Below are 19,115 nucleotides of genomic sequence, written 5' to 3'. Positions count from 1 at the left end.
TTTTTTGCTGGAGGATTATTAAATTTTTGTCCCTTAACCTGACCTCTTCACAATATTAAAATTATCCTGCAACAATAACCAATTCTGCGGAAATGCTAATCCTAACTTCCAATAACTAATTCCAAGTAGCCCAAGTTCCTTTATTAAATCAAATTTTGCTTGTATGGAGCGTGCATCTTCAAACCAAACTTCATGTTGTTTACCTTCTGCATCCGTGTAACGGAAAAATGGTGCCTGTGCTGTTGTATCATACTGAATCGGAACATTATGTTCACGAGCGATTGCAATGGCTTGTTGCGGGCTTACGGCACGAGCATACTCTCCACCTGGAACATACGGTAATGTCCAGTCATACCCATATAAATTTTGACCTAATAAAATTTTATTAGCAGGCATTTCAGTAAGCGCATATTCAACAACCCGACGGACCTGATCAATTGGTGAGACAGCCATCGCCGGACCACCACTATATCCCCACTCATACGTCATCAGTACAACCATGTCATCCACTGCACCATGTGCACCATAATCATGTGCTTCATACCATTCCCCTTCTTGGGTTGCGCTAACCTTAGGTGCAAGTGCACTAGACATTAACAGCCCTTGTGCAGATAACCTATCCTTAGCTTTACGTAAAAAAGAACTATAAGCATCTCGATCCTCTGGTGGTAAAAATTCAAAATCAAAATGGACATCGGTGAACCCAACTTGTTGAGCGGTATTAACAATGTTATCCAGTAGCCTATTCTGTACTTCTTGTACGGTAACAACAATATGCCCTAACTCTGCACTAAAGGCTCCTTCTTCCAGTGTGGTCACAACCATCATTAAATTAGCATTGTTGGCATCTGCTATTTCCTTGAAATTATTTAGTGGTGGGGCAGCCAAGCTTCCATCACGATTTACTTGGTAACTAAAAGGTGCAAGGTAAGTTAAATATGGAGCATTTTTACGTGCGGCATTTTCTAAAGCTTGAGAAACGGTACCTCCGATAGGTTCAATGTAAGCATTAGAAACGATATCCCGTTTTTGACCTGGTGGAATATATAACCGTAACCCTACATTGAGGGGACTATTGACAGGAATATTATTAATCCTTGCAAGCTCTTGAAAAGATAGGCCAAATTGGGCTGCAATAGAAAATAAGCTATCGCCCGGTTGAACAAAGTAAAAGCGCCCAACGATTGGAATTACTAATGCTTGCCCGACAACAAGCTGATTTGGGGCATCTAATTCATTTGCATTTATTACGGCATCCACGGTTGTACCATATGTTCCAGCAATAGAAAATATAGAATCACCTTGTGCGACTACATGAATTTGCATTTTCTCCCTCCTTAAAAATCAGATTCAAGTCGAAACTTGAACGAATGTCTCTATATACAAATTTATGAAGGGAGCATGTACCTTATGTCTCTTTTAAATAGGAGTGATTTTCGCTTTCATTACGGATTCCATTAAATAAAGTGCGTAATCATTCCCATTCTTTTCTTCTGATGCCATACAATTTTTTGGAATGTGCATCGTAAATTTGTGCATATATGCATCTTTCGCAGTAAATAGCACACATATATCCCCAGCAATACCAGCTAATATAAGTTGTGTTTTCTCTAATTCATCTAAGAGTGATTTGAGTGGGGTTTGAAAAAAAGCAGAATGCTGTGGTTTAATGAAAAAGTAATCATTTGCTTTTGGCTTTATTTGTTGAATAATATGTCCATTTGCTTCATTCATACAGTGCTCTACAATGGATTTGGCATCTGATGTCCATAAGCCATAATGATCATTAACATAAATAATCGGAAGTTTAAGTTTTTCGGCAAGATGGCGTAGTTTAATTAGATTTGGTAGGATTTCCTCTGTGTGAGAAAGTAGTTTATCACCTCCATCAAATTGAAAATCATTGATTACATCTATAAATATAATGGCAGTATCAGCATAATGATTTTCCAAATGATGTACACCTCCTAGACACTATGGGTTAGTAGTATTGATAAAATAAAAATAGATTATGCAAGAGAGTTGTGATGTAGTGACGGATGAGCAATATATGAGATTAGCAATTGAGCAGGCAGAATTAGCTTTGGAAAAGAATGAAGTACCCATTGGTGCGATTATAGTTTATCAAGATGAAGTCATCGCTAGTGGTTTTAATGTGCGGGAGCTATCACAAGAAACATTATCCCATGCTGAACTAATTGCTATTCAACAAGCCAATAAAAAAATTGGTAGTTGGCGTTTAGAGGATTGTACCTTATTTGTAACACTAGAACCATGTCCAATGTGTGCTGGTGCCATTGTACAATCCAGAATAAAGCGAGTTGTCTACGGGGCCGGGGACCCGAAAGCAGGTTGTGCAGGAACACTGATGAACCTACTTAATGATAAGCGGTTTAATCACCAGGTAGAGGTTGCTTCAGGCGTAATGGAGAAAGAATGTAGTCAGCTTCTGACCAACTTTTTTAAAGCCTTGCGGGAAAAGAAAAAACACTAGTTTCCAGATATTATCTACTGACTCTCCATTGATTTTTTCTCTGTCAAGCTCCAGGTGCCAGCGACTAGCGAGACTTCCCTCACCTCCGTACGATAAGTCAACATCGACTCCTTTCAGTCGTCGTGTTTCCTTTATCTCCTATGGCTCAGTCCAGTCCGTAGGTCGCTGAACGGCACCTTGCGCTCTCCTACATAAGATGTTATAATGGATATTACCGTGCTAGGCGGGGAGGTAGCGGTGCCCTGTACTCGCAATCCGCTGTAGCGAGGCTGAATTCCCATCACGAGGTGGATGGCCGTATGGTCTGCCTCAAGGGATTGGTGTTGACGTTTAGGTCCTGCGCAACAGAGACCCACGAACCCTGTCAGGTCCGGAAGGAAGCAGCAGTAAGTGGTTATCTCTGTGTGCCGCAGGGTCACCTAAACCGAGCCATGAACTTGAGTAACGCATGGGGTCATTTCATCGACGGTGGGTGCACGGCATACATACTCAAATGTAAAAAGCCTCTTGTTTTATACAAGAGGCTTTGTCGTATCTTTATGATCCTCTAACAATATCCCACTAATTAATAAAGCATATTCCGGATTTCTTTTTCATTATCATTCACATTCGAACGTAAAATCGGTATAATTAGATAGAAATCAATGAGGGGAATCGATTATGAGCTATCAAGCATTGTATCGTACATGGCGTCCGAGAACTTTTGAGGATGTTGTAGGTCAAGGTCATATAACACGAACACTACAAAATGCAATTGTTCAGGAAAAATTTTCGCATGCTTATTTGTTTACTGGTCCCCGTGGAACTGGTAAAACAAGTGCTGCCAAAATTTTTGCTCAAACAATCAACTGTGAACATGCTCCAGTCAAAGAACCATGTAATGAGTGTGCTGCATGTCAAGGCATTCGCGACGGCTCCATTTCAGATGTCATCGAAATCGATGCTGCATCCAATACTAGTGTTGATGATATTCGTGAAATTCGCGAAAATGTTAAATATGCTTCTAGTGCCGTTCCATATAAGGTCTACATTATTGATGAGGTCCATATGATTTCAGTAAATGCATTTAACGCATTATTGAAAACATTAGAAGAGCCGCCAAAGCATGTAGTATTTATCCTAGCAACGACAGAACCGCATAAAATACCATTAACGATTATTTCTCGTTGTCAACGTTTCGACTTTAAACCCATCCCAAATCAAGCAATAGTGGAACGTATGCAAACAATTGTTGAAGCAGAAAGTGTTTCGGTAGAGAAGGAAGCATTTGATGCGGTAGCATTAGCTGCAGAAGGTGGAATGCGTGATGCTCTTAGTATTCTGGATCAAGCCATTTCCTATAGTGAAACAAGTGTTGAATTAGAGGATGTTCTTGCTGTAACCGGTGGAGTTTCTCAAAAGATTCTAACTGATATCGTGGCATCCATGCACCAGAAGGATGTTCAATCAGCATTAAAAATGCTCGATCAACTGATTCAAAACGGAAAAGATCCAGCACGATTTGTCTATGATATCATTTATTTCTTACGAGATTTATTGCTGTATAAAAGCGCACCATCCTTAGAAGGGATTTTAGAGAGGGCAATTATTGATGATGCTTTTCAGCAACTTGCATCAAATGTCCCGGAAACATGGATACAACATGCAATTATGCAATTGAATCAATGTCAGCAAGAAATGAAATGGTCTAATAATCCAAAGGTATTTATTGAAATTGCCATTATTACAATTTCAAATCGTTATGAAGATACGCCTCAAACATCGGATTCCGTATCTTCAGAAGCAGTCATGCAATTAACGCAAAAATTAGCACACCTTGAAAAAGAGATTGCTACTTTAAAACAGACACCTTCTGGGGGCGTGCAAGCACCACAGCCTGAAAAGAAAAGACAAACAGCTACGAAATCTAAAAATAGTTATAAAATTCCTTTTGAGCGAATCCGTAATGTGCTAAAAGAGGCAGAGAAGCAAGCCCTGAAGGAAGTACAATCACAGTGGGCTAATTTTCTTAGCAAGCTTAAATCAACAAGTGCTCCAGCACATGCAACCATTCAAGATGCAAAACCAGCTGCAGCATCTGATTCATCACTTGTAGTAGCATTTAAATATGAGATTCATTGTTCACTTTTTATGGATAATCGCGAATTAGTAGAATCTATCTTAACAAGTATTCTAAATAAACCATTAACCATTATTCCAATTCCAAGCCAGGATTGGCAAGAACTTCGAAATGAATATGTGAAAAGTCAAGAGCCATCTAATGCAGGGGAAGAAGCTAGTGGAGATCCTGTAGTGGAAGAAGCAAGGAAGCTTTTTGGAGATGACTTGATTGAAATACATGACTAATATTACTTAACTTTAAAGGAGGCGTTTTCCATGAAAGGTATGGGAAATATGGGCAATATGATGAAGCAAATGCAAAAAATGCAAAAGAAAATGATGCAAGCACAAGATGAATTATATGAAATGGTATTTGAAGCATCTGCTGGCGGTGGAATGGTAACTGTTAAAGCAAATGGTAAAAAGGAAATTCTTGATGTGGATATTAAAGAGGAAGTTGTCGATCCAGATGACATCGATATGCTTCAGGATTTAATTCTTGCAGCAACAAATGATGTATTAAAGCAAGTTGATGATAAAACGAATGAAACAATGGGTCAATTTACAAAAGGATTAAACATGCCAGGAATGTTCTAATCTGTCTAGCTCCAGGCGCCTTACGCTTTTCTAAGGGGGAAACACCATGTATTATCCAGAACCGATTTCAAAGCTGATTGATAGCTTTACAAAATTGCCAGGTATTGGGCCGAAGACGGCTGTTCGTCTGGCTTTTTTTGTGTTAAATATGAAAGATGATGATGTACTTGAATTTGCTAATTCACTGGTCAATGCCAAACGTGAATTAACACATTGCTCTGTTTGCGGTCATATAACAGACCAGGATCCATGTGCAATTTGTTCTGATTCAACAAGAGACAATTCAGTGATTTGTGTCGTTCAAGATCCGAAAGATGTTATTGCCATGGAGAAAATGAAGGAGTTCCATGGTAAATACCATGTACTCCACGGTGCAATTTCACCAATGGATGGAATTGGTCCTGAGGACATAAATGTTCCAGATTTGTTAAATCGTTTAAAGGACGAAGAAGTGAATGAAATTATCCTAGCAACAAACCCTAATATTGAGGGAGAAGCAACTGCGATGTATATTTCGCGTTTAGTAAAGCCTTCTGGAATCCGTACAACACGTATTGCACATGGTTTACCAGTTGGTGGCGATTTAGAATATGCAGATGAGGTTACATTATCAAAAGCGTTAGAGGGTAGGAGAGAACTGTAGAGGATTTTCAAAAAGTCCGGTGAAAATGACACTTCGCATTTCTTCGTTGGCTTGCTTTTCCGGTCCTCACGCATCTATTGCATACGTTCCGGTCTTCAAAGCTACGCCGCCTCGAACTGCTCGGTCCTTTTCATCCTCCTTTTTGAACACATACTGTAAAGTCGGGTGACTAAAGTGGGAAGAAAGAAAAGAAAGCAAAAGCGAGAGGTTGATGAGCTTTTACTTGATGCTATCTTCTCCATCGAACACGAGTGGAAACAGATTAGGTCCATCGTCGAAAAATCCATTGAGCCAACATTCGAGGGGAAAAGCACAGAGAAAATTGCTCAGTCTAAGTATTTATTTTTATTAAGGGAAGCAAGGCGCCGTAAAATCAGTGCAATTAGGTATAGTAAATAAGACGGAAACACCTACATTATTTTTGTAGGTGTTTTTGTTTTTAGTTCTTTTTTCTCGCCCCAAGTCATATTTACATATATAAGGGACAAGTTAAAAGGAGTTGATTTTCAGATGGAGCCTACAGTCATTATTTCTATCATGGTGGCAGTTATTGTCTTATTACTAATTGTCGGAACTTCATTTAAACCAATGCGTTTTCTCGTGAATGGGACGGTGAAATTAGGAATTGGAATTTTGTTTTTATTCTTTTTTAATGTAATTGGTGGATCATTTGGCTTGCATATTCCAATCAATATTTTTACTGCTGTTGTATCTGGATTTTTAGGATTATTTGGCGTCGCAAGTCTTGCTGCTATTCATCTAATTATTCTTCCTTAAAAGTTTTCAAAGATTTGAAGTATAGCTTCCGTTAAAGTTGGACAAACTAATTACTAGTTTTAACGGAGGTGGGGAAAATGGAAGAAAGAATCGTAGAATTAGAGTGTTGTGGGATTTGTGAGGAAAGAAAGCACCGCGGAATTCATCTATACAATATGTTTATTTGCACAGAATGCGAGTACAATATGATTCATACAGAGCCTCGCGAGGAAAAATATAATTATTATCTAGAAAAATTAAAAAATATTAATCAACCTACTCTATTTTCATAGATTTATCGTAATGGCCTTTGCATTATTTTTTTGCAAAGGCCTTTTTTGTTGTTATGATACTTTTAGACTGTTTTCGTATTGTTGCTATTTTATTTAAGGAGACTGCATGGTAGCATTTTGGACTGAGCAACATACCCGCTACGGAAATGTTGAGTGAAATAAATTAAATGCACTCAAAACCAATACAAAAATCATTTGCTACCTTAAATTTAGAAAGCATAAACTAGCGCAGGCAGAATACTGAGACTCCTACGGAAATAGCACGTGTCCGAAGACCCCGCAGAGGCGAACTTTCCTCGAGGAGGCTGAGGCCGGGCCCGTGGAAAGCGGAGTATTCTGCCGGAGCGGTATAGTTCCACTATAAACATTAACCATGTGTTAATAACACTAGATACCGCGCAGTTCCCATCTACTATCCGTTAGATTAAACTAAAAGGAAAATACAATCTTTTAGAGAACAAACCTATTTATTAGCTTTGGAGAGGAAATTAATCATGGATCACTATAAAATGCCGTTATTAAAACGGATTATCAATTTTACTAAAGAAAATCCTATTTCATTTCATGTTCCTGGACATAAGAATGGTGCTGTCTTTTTAGAAGCAGCAAAACCATATTTTGAATCTATCTTACCTATTGATGTAACGGAATTAACTAGTTTGGATGATTTACATGCACCACATGAGGCAATAATGGAAGCACAGGATTTAGCTGCAGATTTTTTTGGTGCAGAGCATACGTTTTTTTTGGTTGGTGGTAGTACATCGGGAAACTTAGCCATGATTTTATCGGTTTGTACTCCTGGGGATACCATTATAGTTCAGCGAAATAGTCATAAATCGATAATGAATGGGTTGGAATTAAGTGGCGCTAAGCCAATTTTTATTAGTCCAGCGTTTGATGAATCTGTTCATCATTATACGGCACCAAACTATCAAACAGTAGAACAAGCAATTGTAAGTCATCCAGATGCAAAAGCATTAGTATTAACTTATCCGGATTATTTTGGAAAAACCTATGATATTCAAAAGATAATTGCTTTAGCACATCAATATAATATTCCCGTGTTAGTGGATGAAGCACATGGCGTTCATTTTTCTATTGGTGATCCATTTCCAAAGTCTGCATTAACATTAGGAGCTGATATTGTTGTGCAATCAGCACATAAGATGGCTCCAGCGATGACAATGGCATCCTTTTTACATGTGAACTCAACTATAATTTCTAAAGATAGCGTTGCTCATTATTTACAAATACTCCAGTCGAGTAGCCCATCCTATCCATTAATGGCATCATTAGATATCGCAAGGTCCTATTTAGCAACACTTTCCAAAGAAGATGTAGACGCAATCTTAGATAGCGCAAATAGATTAAGCAATGTACTTGAGCAGGGACAACATTGGCAGGTCATCCCTACCAATGATCCATTAAAAATAACAATACAGGTAAAGAGTGGGTTATCCGGATTTGAACTAGCGGATTTTTTTGAGATGCATCATGTGTATCCAGAACTAGCAACTGATAAGCAAGTTTTATTCATTCATGGATTAACAGTTTTTCAGGAGTCAAAGCGAATTGAAAATATCGTGAAAAGCTTCAACGAAGAATATAAATATCTTACAAATCATGCTACAATAGAGGTAAGCAACTTATTTAAAGAGCCTATGACAGAATTGGCACTGAGCTATCATGAAATGTTCCAACTCCCAAGAAAAAGGGTGCAACTTAAGGAAGCAATAGGCTATGTTGCTGCAGAAGCGGTTATCCCTTACCCACCAGGAGTTCCTGTTATATTAAAAGGGGAACGTGTAACAGAAGAACAGATTAAGCTGATTCAGCATTTAATAAAGCAAGGAGCAACAATTCAACACCAGGGTATGGAACAAGGCATCCAGGTTTTTGATTAAAGGAGAAGGATTAAGTGAGTGGTTATTTTATAACGTTTGAAGGTGGGGAAGGAGCAGGTAAAACTTCTATCTTACATTCTTTAGTAAATAAATTAAGTGATATTGGGTATGACGTAGTAATGACACGGGAACCCGGTGGCATTGATATAGCAGAGAAAATACGCAATATCATCCTAAATCCATTACATACTGCAATGGATGGGAGAACTGAAGCACTTTTATATGCCGCAGCGAGAAGACAACATTTAGTTGAAAAGGTTTTACCGGCATTAAAGCAGGGAAAAATTGTATTATGTGATCGTTTTATTGATAGTAGTTTAGCCTATCAAGGGTATGCAAGGGATTTAGGGATTGATGAAGTATTTAGTATAAATCAATTTGCAATCCATAATGCAATGCCAGATTTAACGTTGTTTTTCGACATTGAGCCTAGAAAAGGTTTAGAGCGAATTGCTGTAAACAAGGATCGTGAGCGAAATCGCCTGGATTTGGAAAATATTGAGTTTCATGAAAAGGTATATGAGGCATATCACTTACTAGTCGAGCGTTTTCCAGAACGAATCCATGTTATTAATGCAGATCAAACATTTGAGAAAGTGGAAGAAGACAGCCTATCATTAATAACCCAATTTCTAAATACAATAGAGTAAAGGGGGTTAGTGTATGAAACTAGTCATGGCAGTTATTCAGGATAAAGACTCTAATCGATTAACCGATGCACTTGGAAAGAATAACTATCAGTCTACAAAGCTTGCAACAACAGGTGGATTTTTAAAAGAGGGAAATACCACATTAATCATTGGTTGTGAAGATGAGTATGTAGATGAAGTACTGCAAATCATTAAAGAAAACTGCTCTCAGCGTGAACAAATGGTAGCACCAATCTCACCTATGGGTGGAAATGCAGATTCCTATATTCCAAGGCCTGTGAAGGTTGAGGTAGGCGGAGCAACTGTTTTTGTACTACCAATCGAATCATTTTTTCAATTTTAATGACATCATGGAAAGGGGGCTGAGCTCGTGAAAATCAGTCAAGAAATGTTAAAACAGGTGGATACATCACAAAAGAATATTCGTACTAGAGAATCCAATCATCCAACATTCGGTAATTTAGTTCAGTCCCAAACCAAAAAAATGCAGCATGCAGAGTTACAGAGATTAATGCAAGATATTACCTTTCAAGGAGATCGTCTAGCACGATACAGGTCATTCAAAGATTTAGTGAAATTCAAACGACTAATTAAGCGGTTTTTAGAAGAAGCTGTTTCAAACGGGATGGACTTACAAAAGTCTCTTAGTTTTAGTTATACCGGTAGTAGTAGAAACTTAACACTAGTTAAGCAAATCGATGAAAAACTTATGGAATTAACAGAAGAAATTATGAGTCAAGAAAAGAAGACAGTAGACTTATTAGGACTCATTGGTGAGATCAAGGGTCTATTGATTAATTTATATACGTAAATGGACAAGCACTAAAATAGGTAGGGATTAGGATGAAAACGTGGTCTGAAGTAGCTGAAGTACAACCAATGGTTAGTAAAATTATTACCAATAGTATTATGAAGGACCGCATTTCACATGCTTATTTAATTCAAGGTGCACGTGGAACCGGAAAGGAAGCAATTGCTGTATTAATTGCTAAGGTCTTGTTTTGTGAGAATCTGGATGGAGTTAATCCATGTTTGACTTGCAATGCATGTAAGCGAATTGATTCGCATAATCACCCTGATGTCCATTGGATTGAGCCGGATGGCCAATCTATTAAAATTGAACAGATTAGAAATTTACAAAAGGAATTTACCTATTCTGGTCTTGAATCAGATCAGAAAGTTTATATGATAAAAGGCGCTGAAACATTAACGGCGAATGCGGCTAATCGGATTCTAAAGTTTTTGGAGGAGCCAAGCCAAAAAACTACCGCTATTATGCTGACCGAGAATAGCCAATCAATTTTACCAACCATCCGTTCTCGATGTCAGAATATCGATTTACAGCCATTAAATGCCCGTAGGTTCCAGGAGAAGTTAATAGAATCAGGATTAAATGAAGCAAGTGCAAAACTAATGAGTGCACTTACTAATAATCTTGATGAAGCCATGGAATGGAGCCAAGACGAGTGGTTTGCCGAAGCAAGAAAATTAGTGGTACAATTAATAGAAACATTTACAGATAATTCAAATGATGTATATTTATTTATACATAATCATTGGTTACAACATTTTAAAGAGAGAATCAAAATCGAACAAGGTATCGATTTATTGCTTTTAGCTTTTAAAGATATATTATATTCCCATCTTGGTAATGAAGAATCACTAGTGTTCTTTCAACAAGATGAGCGACTAGAGCGTCTCAGTATGTATTTTTCACAAGAAAAACTGATTTCTATTTTACATGGATTACTAGACGCAAAAAGAAAATTGAAGCAAAATGTCCATCCGACACTTGTGATGGAACAGGTTACACTTCAAATTGAGAGGTGAAATATGATAGGGGTAATTGGTGTTCGCTTTAAAAAAGCGGGTAAGATATATTATTTTGATCCAGCTGGGCAAGATATAGAGTTAGATAGTTATGTTATTGTAGAAACTGTCCGAGGAATAGAATTTGGTAAGGTTGTTATTGCCAACAAGCAGGTAGATGAAGAAGATGTTGTTCTTCCGTTGAAAAAAGTTATCCGAACAGCATCTGATAAAGATAAAATAACTGTTATGGAAAACAAGGAATATGCGGATAAGGCATTTGTTGCATGCTCTGATAAGATTGAGGAACATCAATTAGATATGAATCTAGTGGATGTGGAATATACATTTGACCGAAATAAAATTATCTTCTATTTTACAGCAGATGGTCGTGTGGATTTCCGTGAACTTGTAAAAGATTTGGCTGCGATGTTTAAAACACGAATTGAACTAAGACAAATTGGAGTTCGTGACGAAGCAAAAATGCTAGGTGGAATAGGACCTTGTGGCAGAATGCTTTGTTGTTCTACATTTTTGGGTGACTTTGAGCCTGTATCCATTAAAATGGCAAAGGATCAAAATTTATCACTTAATCCGGCTAAAATATCCGGTTTATGTGGAAGATTAATGTGTTGTTTAAAATATGAAAATGATGAATATGAAGAAGCAAAACGTGAACTACCAGATTTAGGAGAGCATGTTAAAACTCCTCATGGAGAAGGACATGTCGTTGGTCTTAATATTCTTGATCGTGTTATTCAAATTGAAGTCCCAGAAAAAGAACGTGTTATTGAATATACCTTGGATGAACTCATCGAAGAAGGAATTGTGACAGCTCAGCGCCAAGAATAATGGAGTGAGTCGAAATTGCAAAAGAGAAAAATATTTGACCAAGTATCAGATATGGAAAAACAAATTGGTGAATTATATGAACAGCTTGGTGACTTAAAAGGAAGGCTAAGTGACTTGCTAGAAGAAAATCATCGCCTTGAAATGGAAAACCATCATTTAAGAAATCGTTTAGACGGATTTGATACCGATCAAGATAGTAATGGTGATAGCATCGAAATAACGAAAATTCCAAGTGAGGGCTACGATAATCTAGCTAGATTGTATGAAGAGGGATTCCATATTTGTAATTTGGAATTTGGCAGTCCAAGAAGAAACGAAGATTGTATGTTTTGTTTAGATTTTCTTAGCAAAACTAAATAACGTATAATGTAGCTGTCTGGATTTGTTCAGACAGCTTTTCTTTTTAACTATTACCAAACTCGAAGCATGGGCTTAAAACGTGGTGGGGATGTGCCTAAGATTGTGTAGCATATGCCCGAACTCGATGAAGATGCGCCCTTGAGTCTGGAGCAAATGTCCGAACGTGAAAAGGATACAGCCTAGGTCGAGGATCATGTACCCGAATGTGACGAGGACACCCCCCGAGCTCGAGGAGCATCGACCCAAACCTGAGAAGGATGCACCCAATATAGAAAAGGATATAATTATTTTACATACTAGAAAGGAATTATACATATGGTTCAATTATATGATGATGAGAGGCTTGACTACTTGACTGCAGATGAAGGTATGCAAATCATTCAAAGTCCTACTGCATTTTCTTTTTCTCTAGATGCAGTATTATTAGCTAATTTTGCGTCTATACCGATTAAGAGAGGTACTATTTTAGATTTATGTAGTGGTAATGGGGCTATTCCGCTTCTGTTATCAAGGAAAACGAGTGCTAATATCGTTGGCGTAGAGCTACAGGAACGTATTATTGATATGGCTAAACGTAGTGTGGAGCATAATCATTTAACAGATCAAATTCACATGCTACAAGGTGATATTCGGAATTTAAAAGGGGAGTTAAGTCAATCAAGCTTTGATGTGGTCACTTGTAATCCTCCATATTTTAAAACACCTTCAAGTACGGAACATAATCAAAATGAATTTTTAACCATTGCAAGACATGAAGTCTACTGTACATTAGAGGATGCGGTTAAAGCGTGCAAATTACATGTTAAACCTGGTGGGAAAGTGGCGATGGTTCACCGTCCTGGAAGACTAGTTGATATAGTAGCAACATTTCGCAGCTTTAGACTAGAACCAAAGCGCTTACGTCTTGTTTATCCGAAAAAGGGCAGAGAAGCAAATATGTTGTTAGTAGAAGGAATTCGGGATGGAAAGGCGGATTTACATATCTTGCCACCGTTATATATTTATAATGAGGATGGCACCTACACAGATGAAGCAAAGGAGATTATTTATGACTGATCAAGAACATACCGTATATATTCTAAAATGTAGCGATGGCTCATTATATACAGGTTATACGAATGACCTTGAAAATCGTTTGAAAATGCATGAATCAGGAAAAGGTGCGAAATATACACGTGGTCGTGGACCTTTTCAGGTAATGTTTGTGGAAAAGTTCCCGACAAAGGAAGCAGCAATGAAGCGGGAATATGAGATTAAACAATTATCTCGTAAAGGTAAGTTTGAATTGATAAGAGATAAGTTGAAAGAGGTCATGAGATATGATAGTTCAAAAGAGCTTTGAGAATCGTGATGAAGGTGCATTGTATATTGTTCCAACACCAATTGGTAATTTAGAGGATATTACATATCGTGCACTTTCTATTCTAAAGTCTGTATCGGTTATAGCCGCAGAAGATACCCGAAATACCATAAAACTACTTAATCACTTTGAAATCTCTACACCCCTTATTAGTTACCATGAACATAATAAACTTGGGCGTGAAGACCAACTACTCGAGAAACTTCAAAATGGGGAATCTATTGCTTTAGTAAGTGATGCTGGCATGCCTGCTATTTCTGACCCAGGTTACGAGATTGTTAAAGCAGCAATAGAAAAGAATCTCTCCGTCATTGTTTTACCTGGTGCCAATGCCGCCCTTTGTGCATTAGTTGGGTCGGGATTACCAAATAAGGAGTTTTTATTTTACGGCTTTTTACCACGGAAGCAGAAGGAAAAAGAGGAAGAACTAGAAAGACTAGGAAGATACAAAGCAACACTTCTTTTTTATGAGTCACCATACCGGGTAAAAGACACATTAAAAGCAATTCAAAAGCAACTTGGGAACAGAAACATAGCCATTGCGCGTGAATTAACAAAGCGGTTTGAAGAATATGTTCGTGGTACAACAGGAGAATTAATCGAATGGGTAAGTCAACATGAACCGAGAGGTGAATTTTGCATTGTGGTGGAAGGTAATTCGGTAGAGTTGATAGAGGAATTGGAGATTTGGTGGAGTAATCTAGAAATTCCTAAACATGTTGACCATTACATCAATGAAAAAGGTTTATCAAGTAAGGATGCCATAAAACAAGTAGCGAAAGACAGGGACATTCCAAAAAGAGAAGTATATCAAGCTTACCATATTGAGTAATGTAAATTAAAATCAACTTTCGTACATAATTAACATACAAAACTTGCACATTAACGGACCTATAATCTCACTAAGCAGTTATTTGCGAATAACAACATCCGTACCAATAGGAACTCTAGACGATAAATCCAGAACATCATGGTTAAACATCCTAATACATCCAAGAGACACATCCTTACCTATTGAAGAGGGGTCATTGGTTCCATGAATACCGTAATGAGGTTTTGATAAACCCATCCAAAATGCTCCATAAGGCCCTCCAGGATTAGGTTGTTTATTGATGATCTTATAACTGCCAAAAGGTGTCGGTGTTACCATCTTTCCAACTGCTATTGGGTAAGTCTTAATAAGTTCACTTCCATCGAAAAGTTTTAATTGATGTCGTGATGTAGAAACGTTAATCCATTTCACCATAATAATCCACTCCATTTTTTAATATCGTATGTGGAATATCAGGCGATTGTTCATTAACAGTTAAGATCTGAGCGAGTAAGTATGACAATAATAAAAAAATTAGTAAAAACACATGTCTCTTTTTAGAAAAGTATAAACATGACCATACCTAGATAGAAAAAAGAAAACATTCGCAAATGATGAGCGAATGTTTTCTTTTTCTAATGATTTATAGGAAAAATTTCTTGTAATATAGAATTGATTTGTGTTTCCTACTAAGGGTTAGGGGCATTTCAGAATCGCTCCCAACAGCTTATTACAACTGTATCATCACAGGTATACTACTTAATTAAAACGAGATTGGATTTCATTAATTAATTGTTTCGCTCCCTCAGGACTTAAAACAATTTTCCCATTTGCCAATGAAATATTTTCGTCAGAAGACTCCCCAGTAATCTGACAAGCCATATTAGGCTGATACTTTTTCAATACGACTTTATCATTATCTACATAAATTTCTAAAGGGTCCTTAATGTTAATGTCTAGTGTTCTACGAAGCTCAATCGGAATAACGACCCTTCCCAATTCATCTACCTTTCTTACAATACCAGTAGATTTCATATGTTTCCCCTCCTCCTAAATTTCATTTTTCGTCACTTTTCGACATATTTCTTTTGCTATATTAGCAAACCTTTCCCCTACTGTCAATTCTGTTGATGAAATACAATAAATAATAGGAAAATTTTATGAATTAGCAGTATTTCTCTCTTCATCTACCCAGTTTTGAACCAAAATAAACCAAAAAACTGTTAAAAATTAAATATATATTCCAATATAGTGATTAAAAGTAAAATATATCCAAACAGCAAGGTGTCTAAAATAAGTGCTAATCGCTAATAATTCAAGATAGAAGAGACATTGCTAATAAGAAAAAATGGAAATCTACGGTGAAAATCGATACAATAGAAGAATCATAAAAGGATTCGAGGAGGCATTCTGATGAGTGAACAAAAGACATTTTACATAACAACTCCAATCTATTACCCAAGTGGTAAATTACATATTGGACATGCTTATTCTACAGTAGCAGGGGATGCAATTTCCCGTTATAAGCGGATGCGTGGCTATGATGTGCGATACTTAACTGGTACGGATGAACATGGCCAAAAGATACAACGTAAGGCAGAAGAAAAAGGAGTTTCTCCGCAAGAATATGTGGATGAGATTGTTAGTGGGATTCAGGACCTTTGGAAAAAACTGGAGATAACCAATGATGATTTTATCCGTACAACGGAGGAGCGTCATAAAAAGATTGTTGCTAAGATATTTGACCAATTAGTTAAACAAGGTGATATCTATTTAGATCAATATGAAGGTTGGTACTGTACGTCTGATGAATCCTTCTTTACCGAGCGCCAGTTAGTTGATGGTCATTGTCCAGACTGTGGTGGAAAGGTTGAAATGGTTAAAGAAGAATCATATTTCTTTAAGATGAGTAAATATGTGGACCGCCTTGTACAATATTATGATGAACACCCAGAGTTTATACAACCAGAAAGCCGTAAAAATGAAATGCTAAATAACTTCATTAAGCCGGGACTCGAAGATTTAGCTGTTTCCAGAACGACATTTGACTGGGGCGTTAAAGTTCCAGGTGATCCAAAACATGTTATCTATGTATGGATTGATGCCCTAAGTAACTATATTACAGCGCTAGGATATGGTACGGAAGATGATGAGAACTTCAAGAAATACTGGCCTGCTGATGTCCATTTAATGAGTAAGGAGATTGTCCGTTTCCATACGATTTATTGGCCAATTATGTTAATGGCGCTTGATTTGCCACTACCGAAAAAGGTATTTGCTCACGGTTGGATTTTGATGAAGGACGGTAAAATGTCTAAGTCAAAAGGAAATGTTGTTGATCCAGTAAGCTTAATTGACCGTTACGGTTTAGATGCTCTACGCTATTACTTATTACGTGAAGTTCCATTTGGATCTGATGGTGTCTTTACACCAGAAGGCTTTGTTGATCGAACTAACTTTGACCTAGCGAATGACTTAGGGAACTTGTTAAACCGTACTGTTGCAATGATTGAAAAGTACTTTGATGGAAAACTTCCTGAATACCGTTTAGGAGAAACAGAAGTCGATGAGTCATTAGAGGCAACGATTAATGAAACGGTTAAGCAAGTTGAAGATTCATTAGAAAATATGCAATTCTCTGTTGCCTTATCCTCCATCTGGCAATTAATTAGTCGTACCAATAAGTATATTGACGAAACAGAGCCATGGGTACTAGCGAAGGATGAAGCAAATAAAGCAAGACTTGGTAATGTTATGGCTCATCTAGCAGATTCTCTACGTGTTGTTGCTGTCATGCTTCAACCGTTCTTAACAAAAGCTCCAGTTGAGATTTTCAAACAATTAGGTATTCAAGATGAAACATTAAAAGAATGGGAGAGCATCTATGAGTTAGGGCAGGTTAAAGCCGGAACACAGGTGGAAAAAGGTGCTCCAATATTCCCTAGACTAGATGTAGAGGAAGAAGTTGCAGCAATTAAAGCAATGATGCAAAGGCCTAAGCCTGAAGAAAAGGAAGAACCAGAATCAGACAGAAAAGCAGAAATTGTCTACGATGATTTCATGAAGTTAGACATGCGAGTAGCAGAAGTACTCCAAGCGGAAAAGATGAAAAAAGCCGATAAATTACTAAAACTTCAACTTGATTTAGGAACCGAAAAACGACAAGTTATCTCAGGAATAGCTAAATTCTATACACCAGAAGAAATGATAGGCAAAAAAGTCATCTGCGTAACCAACCTAAAACCAGTCAAACTACGTGGAGAAATGTCAGAAGGAATGATCCTATCCGGCGAAGATGCAGAAGGAAACCTATCCCTAGCAACAGTAGAACAAACTCTACCAAACGGTTCTATTGTTAAATAGAGTCTTATAAGAATTGTTATTGTTTACTATGTTAGCTAAGTTAGGTTAATAAAATTATTGCACTGAGCGTCCCGAATACACGAAGACTCCCGCAGGAAAGCGGAGTGTATTCGGGAGGCGGGTTTGATAAAAGAACTTAAACATGAATGAGGTCAGCATACTACAAAACATGTAGAATCCTGACCTTTTCTAATAGAAAGGACAAATTTACATGTTATTCGACACACACGTTCACATGAACGCAGAACAATTCAAACAAGATCGAGACGAAGTAATCAAGCGCGCTTTTGAAACAGGGGTAAAATACATGGTTGTAGTCGGCTTCGACCGAGAAACCATTCCACTAGCAATTGAAATCGCGGAACAATATGAAACTATATACGCAGCAGTAGGCTGGCATCCAGTTGATGCAATCGATATGACAGACAAAGATCTCGAATGGATTGAAGAGCTATCCAACCATCCAAAGGTTGTTGCCATCGGCGAAATGGGTCTCGATTATCATTGGGATAAATCACCAAAAGATATCCAAAAGGAAGTTTTCCGAAAGCAAATTCAATTAGCAAAAAAGGTAAAAATGCCAATCATAATTCATAATCGTGAAGCAACAGAGGATATTATAGAGATTCTTCAGGAAGAAAACGCTAAAGAAGTAGGAGGAATTATGCATTGCTATAATGACTCTGTAAAATATGTACAAACCTGTCTGGATATGAACTTTTATATTTCGTTAGGTGGTCCTGTAACATTTAAAAATGCTCCTCTACCTAAAGAAGTAGCGGTAGAAGTCCCGTTAAATCGACTTCTTGTTGAGACGGATGCACCTTTTTTAGCTCCACATCCAAATAGAGGAAAACGTAATGAACCTGCATATGTAAAGTTAGTAGCAGAAAAAATAGCAGAATTACGAGGGATTTCTTTTGAAGAATTGAGCCAAAAAACAACTGAAAATGCATGTGCATTATTTCAGATTAACCAATGAAATAGTCAAATTTAACTAAATGAAACATAATTTGTTCACTTTTTTAGACCAAAAAGACTAGAAAAATTTCTAGTCTTTTATTATTGCCTTAAAGCTAGTGATAACAAGAGTTTAACCCTATTCTGTCATGTTTATGAA

23 protein-coding genes and 1 other RNA gene are annotated in these 19,115 nt (G+C 37.4%); 20 read left to right on the top strand and 4 right to left on the bottom strand.

All coding sequences use genetic code 11. From position 1 onward, the window contains the following. Positions 1–33 precede the first annotated feature (33 nt). Positions 34–1,326: a glycoside hydrolase family 18 protein gene (locus TY11_RS14445; protein ID WP_042147606.1), complete on the bottom strand. Its 1,293-nt coding sequence runs from the start codon at positions 1,324–1,326 to the stop codon at positions 34–36. 93 nt (positions 1,327–1,419) lie between these two features. Continuing rightward, the gene (locus TY11_RS14440; RefSeq protein ID WP_042147604.1) at positions 1,420–1,953 is read right to left on the bottom strand and encodes a cysteine hydrolase family protein; all 534 of its coding nucleotides are present in this window, start codon (positions 1,951–1,953) and stop codon (positions 1,420–1,422) included. Between the two features lie 58 nt (positions 1,954–2,011). Between TY11_RS14440 and tadA the strand changes: the two genes are divergently transcribed. The 18 genes from tadA to rsmI all read left to right on the top strand — a co-directional run bounded on the left by tadA (position 2,012) and on the right by rsmI (position 14,653). Continuing rightward, positions 2,012–2,494, top strand: a complete 483-nt coding sequence (gene tadA, locus TY11_RS14435; RefSeq protein ID WP_042147601.1) for a tRNA adenosine(34) deaminase TadA — start codon at positions 2,012–2,014, stop codon at positions 2,492–2,494. Positions 2,495–2,708: 214 nt separating this feature from the next. Beyond that, positions 2,709–2,974, top strand: an RNA gene (gene ffs, locus TY11_RS14430) — signal recognition particle sRNA large type. Positions 2,975–3,154: 180 nt separating this feature from the next. After that, on the top strand, positions 3,155–4,840 hold the full coding sequence (gene dnaX, locus TY11_RS14425; protein WP_042147595.1) for a DNA polymerase III subunit gamma/tau: 1,686 nt from the start codon (positions 3,155–3,157) through the stop codon (positions 4,838–4,840). Positions 4,841–4,870: 30 nt separating this feature from the next. Next, the gene (locus tag TY11_RS14420) at positions 4,871–5,191 is read left to right on the top strand and encodes a YbaB/EbfC family nucleoid-associated protein (RefSeq protein WP_042147592.1); all 321 of its coding nucleotides are present in this window, start codon (positions 4,871–4,873) and stop codon (positions 5,189–5,191) included. A 46-nt stretch (positions 5,192–5,237) separates the two neighbouring features. Then, positions 5,238–5,834, top strand: a complete 597-nt coding sequence (recR, locus tag TY11_RS14415; protein ID WP_042147588.1) for a recombination mediator RecR — start codon at positions 5,238–5,240, stop codon at positions 5,832–5,834. Between the two features lie 174 nt (positions 5,835–6,008). Then, positions 6,009–6,233 carry a YaaL family protein gene (locus tag TY11_RS14410; RefSeq protein ID WP_042147586.1) on the top strand — a complete coding sequence of 75 codons (225 nt, stop codon included), beginning with the start codon at positions 6,009–6,011 and terminating at the stop codon, positions 6,231–6,233. A 111-nt stretch (positions 6,234–6,344) separates the two neighbouring features. After that, positions 6,345–6,611, top strand: a complete 267-nt coding sequence (locus TY11_RS14405) for a pro-sigmaK processing inhibitor BofA family protein (RefSeq protein ID WP_042147583.1) — start codon at positions 6,345–6,347, stop codon at positions 6,609–6,611. A gap of 77 nt (positions 6,612–6,688) precedes the next feature. Further along, the gene (locus tag TY11_RS14400; RefSeq protein ID WP_042147581.1) at positions 6,689–6,883 is read left to right on the top strand and encodes a sigma factor G inhibitor Gin; all 195 of its coding nucleotides are present in this window, start codon (positions 6,689–6,691) and stop codon (positions 6,881–6,883) included. 494 nt (positions 6,884–7,377) lie between these two features. Then, positions 7,378–8,790 (top strand): aminotransferase class I/II-fold pyridoxal phosphate-dependent enzyme, encoded by a 1,413-nt coding sequence (locus TY11_RS14395; RefSeq protein WP_042147578.1) that lies wholly within the window; start codon positions 7,378–7,380, stop codon positions 8,788–8,790. A gap of 14 nt (positions 8,791–8,804) precedes the next feature. Beyond that, the gene (tmk, locus tag TY11_RS14390; RefSeq protein WP_042147576.1) at positions 8,805–9,440 is read left to right on the top strand and encodes a dTMP kinase; all 636 of its coding nucleotides are present in this window, start codon (positions 8,805–8,807) and stop codon (positions 9,438–9,440) included. Between the two features lie 13 nt (positions 9,441–9,453). After that, positions 9,454–9,783: a cyclic di-AMP receptor DarA gene (gene darA / locus TY11_RS14385; RefSeq protein WP_042147573.1), complete on the top strand. Its 330-nt coding sequence runs from the start codon at positions 9,454–9,456 to the stop codon at positions 9,781–9,783. A gap of 27 nt (positions 9,784–9,810) precedes the next feature. Next, positions 9,811–10,251 carry a YaaR family protein gene (locus TY11_RS14380; protein ID WP_042147570.1) on the top strand — a complete coding sequence of 147 codons (441 nt, stop codon included), beginning with the start codon at positions 9,811–9,813 and terminating at the stop codon, positions 10,249–10,251. A 32-nt stretch (positions 10,252–10,283) separates the two neighbouring features. Next, positions 10,284–11,270 carry a DNA polymerase III subunit delta' gene (holB, locus tag TY11_RS14375; protein WP_042147568.1) on the top strand — a complete coding sequence of 329 codons (987 nt, stop codon included), beginning with the start codon at positions 10,284–10,286 and terminating at the stop codon, positions 11,268–11,270. A 3-nt stretch (positions 11,271–11,273) separates the two neighbouring features. Continuing rightward, positions 11,274–12,101, top strand: coding sequence for a PSP1 domain-containing protein (locus tag TY11_RS14370; RefSeq protein WP_042147565.1), 828 nt, complete (start codon positions 11,274–11,276; stop codon positions 12,099–12,101). A 15-nt stretch (positions 12,102–12,116) separates the two neighbouring features. After that, a complete protein-coding gene (gene yabA, locus TY11_RS14365) occupies positions 12,117–12,461 on the top strand; it encodes a DNA replication initiation control protein YabA (RefSeq protein ID WP_081755930.1) in 345 nt (114 codons plus the stop codon). Positions 12,462–12,776: 315 nt separating this feature from the next. Beyond that, entirely contained in the window at positions 12,777–13,517 is a 741-nt protein-coding gene (locus TY11_RS14360) for a tRNA1(Val) (adenine(37)-N6)-methyltransferase (protein WP_042147561.1), read from the top strand. Next, positions 13,510–13,803, top strand: coding sequence for a GIY-YIG nuclease family protein (locus TY11_RS14355; RefSeq protein ID WP_042147558.1), 294 nt, complete (start codon positions 13,510–13,512; stop codon positions 13,801–13,803). Before TY11_RS14360 ends, TY11_RS14355 begins: the two co-directional genes overlap by 8 nt. Then, positions 13,781–14,653: a 16S rRNA (cytidine(1402)-2'-O)-methyltransferase gene (rsmI, locus tag TY11_RS14350; RefSeq protein WP_042147555.1), complete on the top strand. Its 873-nt coding sequence runs from the start codon at positions 13,781–13,783 to the stop codon at positions 14,651–14,653. Before TY11_RS14355 ends, rsmI begins: the two co-directional genes overlap by 23 nt. A 78-nt stretch (positions 14,654–14,731) precedes the next feature. On the opposite strand, the gene TY11_RS14345 is transcribed toward rsmI, so the two are convergent. Both TY11_RS14345 and abrB read right to left on the bottom strand, forming a co-directional pair. Continuing rightward, on the bottom strand, positions 14,732–15,067 hold the full coding sequence (locus TY11_RS14345; protein WP_042147552.1) for a L,D-transpeptidase: 336 nt from the start codon (positions 15,065–15,067) through the stop codon (positions 14,732–14,734). 324 nt (positions 15,068–15,391) lie between these two features. Continuing rightward, positions 15,392–15,667, bottom strand: a complete 276-nt coding sequence (abrB, locus tag TY11_RS14340; RefSeq protein WP_042147547.1) for a transition state genes transcriptional regulator AbrB — start codon at positions 15,665–15,667, stop codon at positions 15,392–15,394. A gap of 378 nt (positions 15,668–16,045) precedes the next feature. Here abrB and metG point away from each other — a divergent pair, with 378 nt between their 5' ends. Then, a complete protein-coding gene (metG, locus tag TY11_RS14335; RefSeq protein ID WP_042147544.1) occupies positions 16,046–17,995 on the top strand; it encodes a methionine--tRNA ligase in 1,950 nt (649 codons plus the stop codon). 211 nt (positions 17,996–18,206) lie between these two features. Then, a complete protein-coding gene (locus TY11_RS14330; RefSeq protein ID WP_042147541.1) occupies positions 18,207–18,977 on the top strand; it encodes a TatD family hydrolase in 771 nt (256 codons plus the stop codon). The last annotated feature ends 138 nt before the right edge of the window (positions 18,978–19,115 follow it).

The sequence above is a fragment of the Paucisalibacillus algeriensis genome (assembly GCF_000577245.1).
GTDB lineage: Bacteria > Bacillota > Bacilli > Bacillales > Amphibacillaceae > Ornithinibacillus.
The sequence above is the reverse complement of the archived record's forward strand: the minus strand, read 5'-3'. Positions and strand labels throughout refer to the sequence as shown.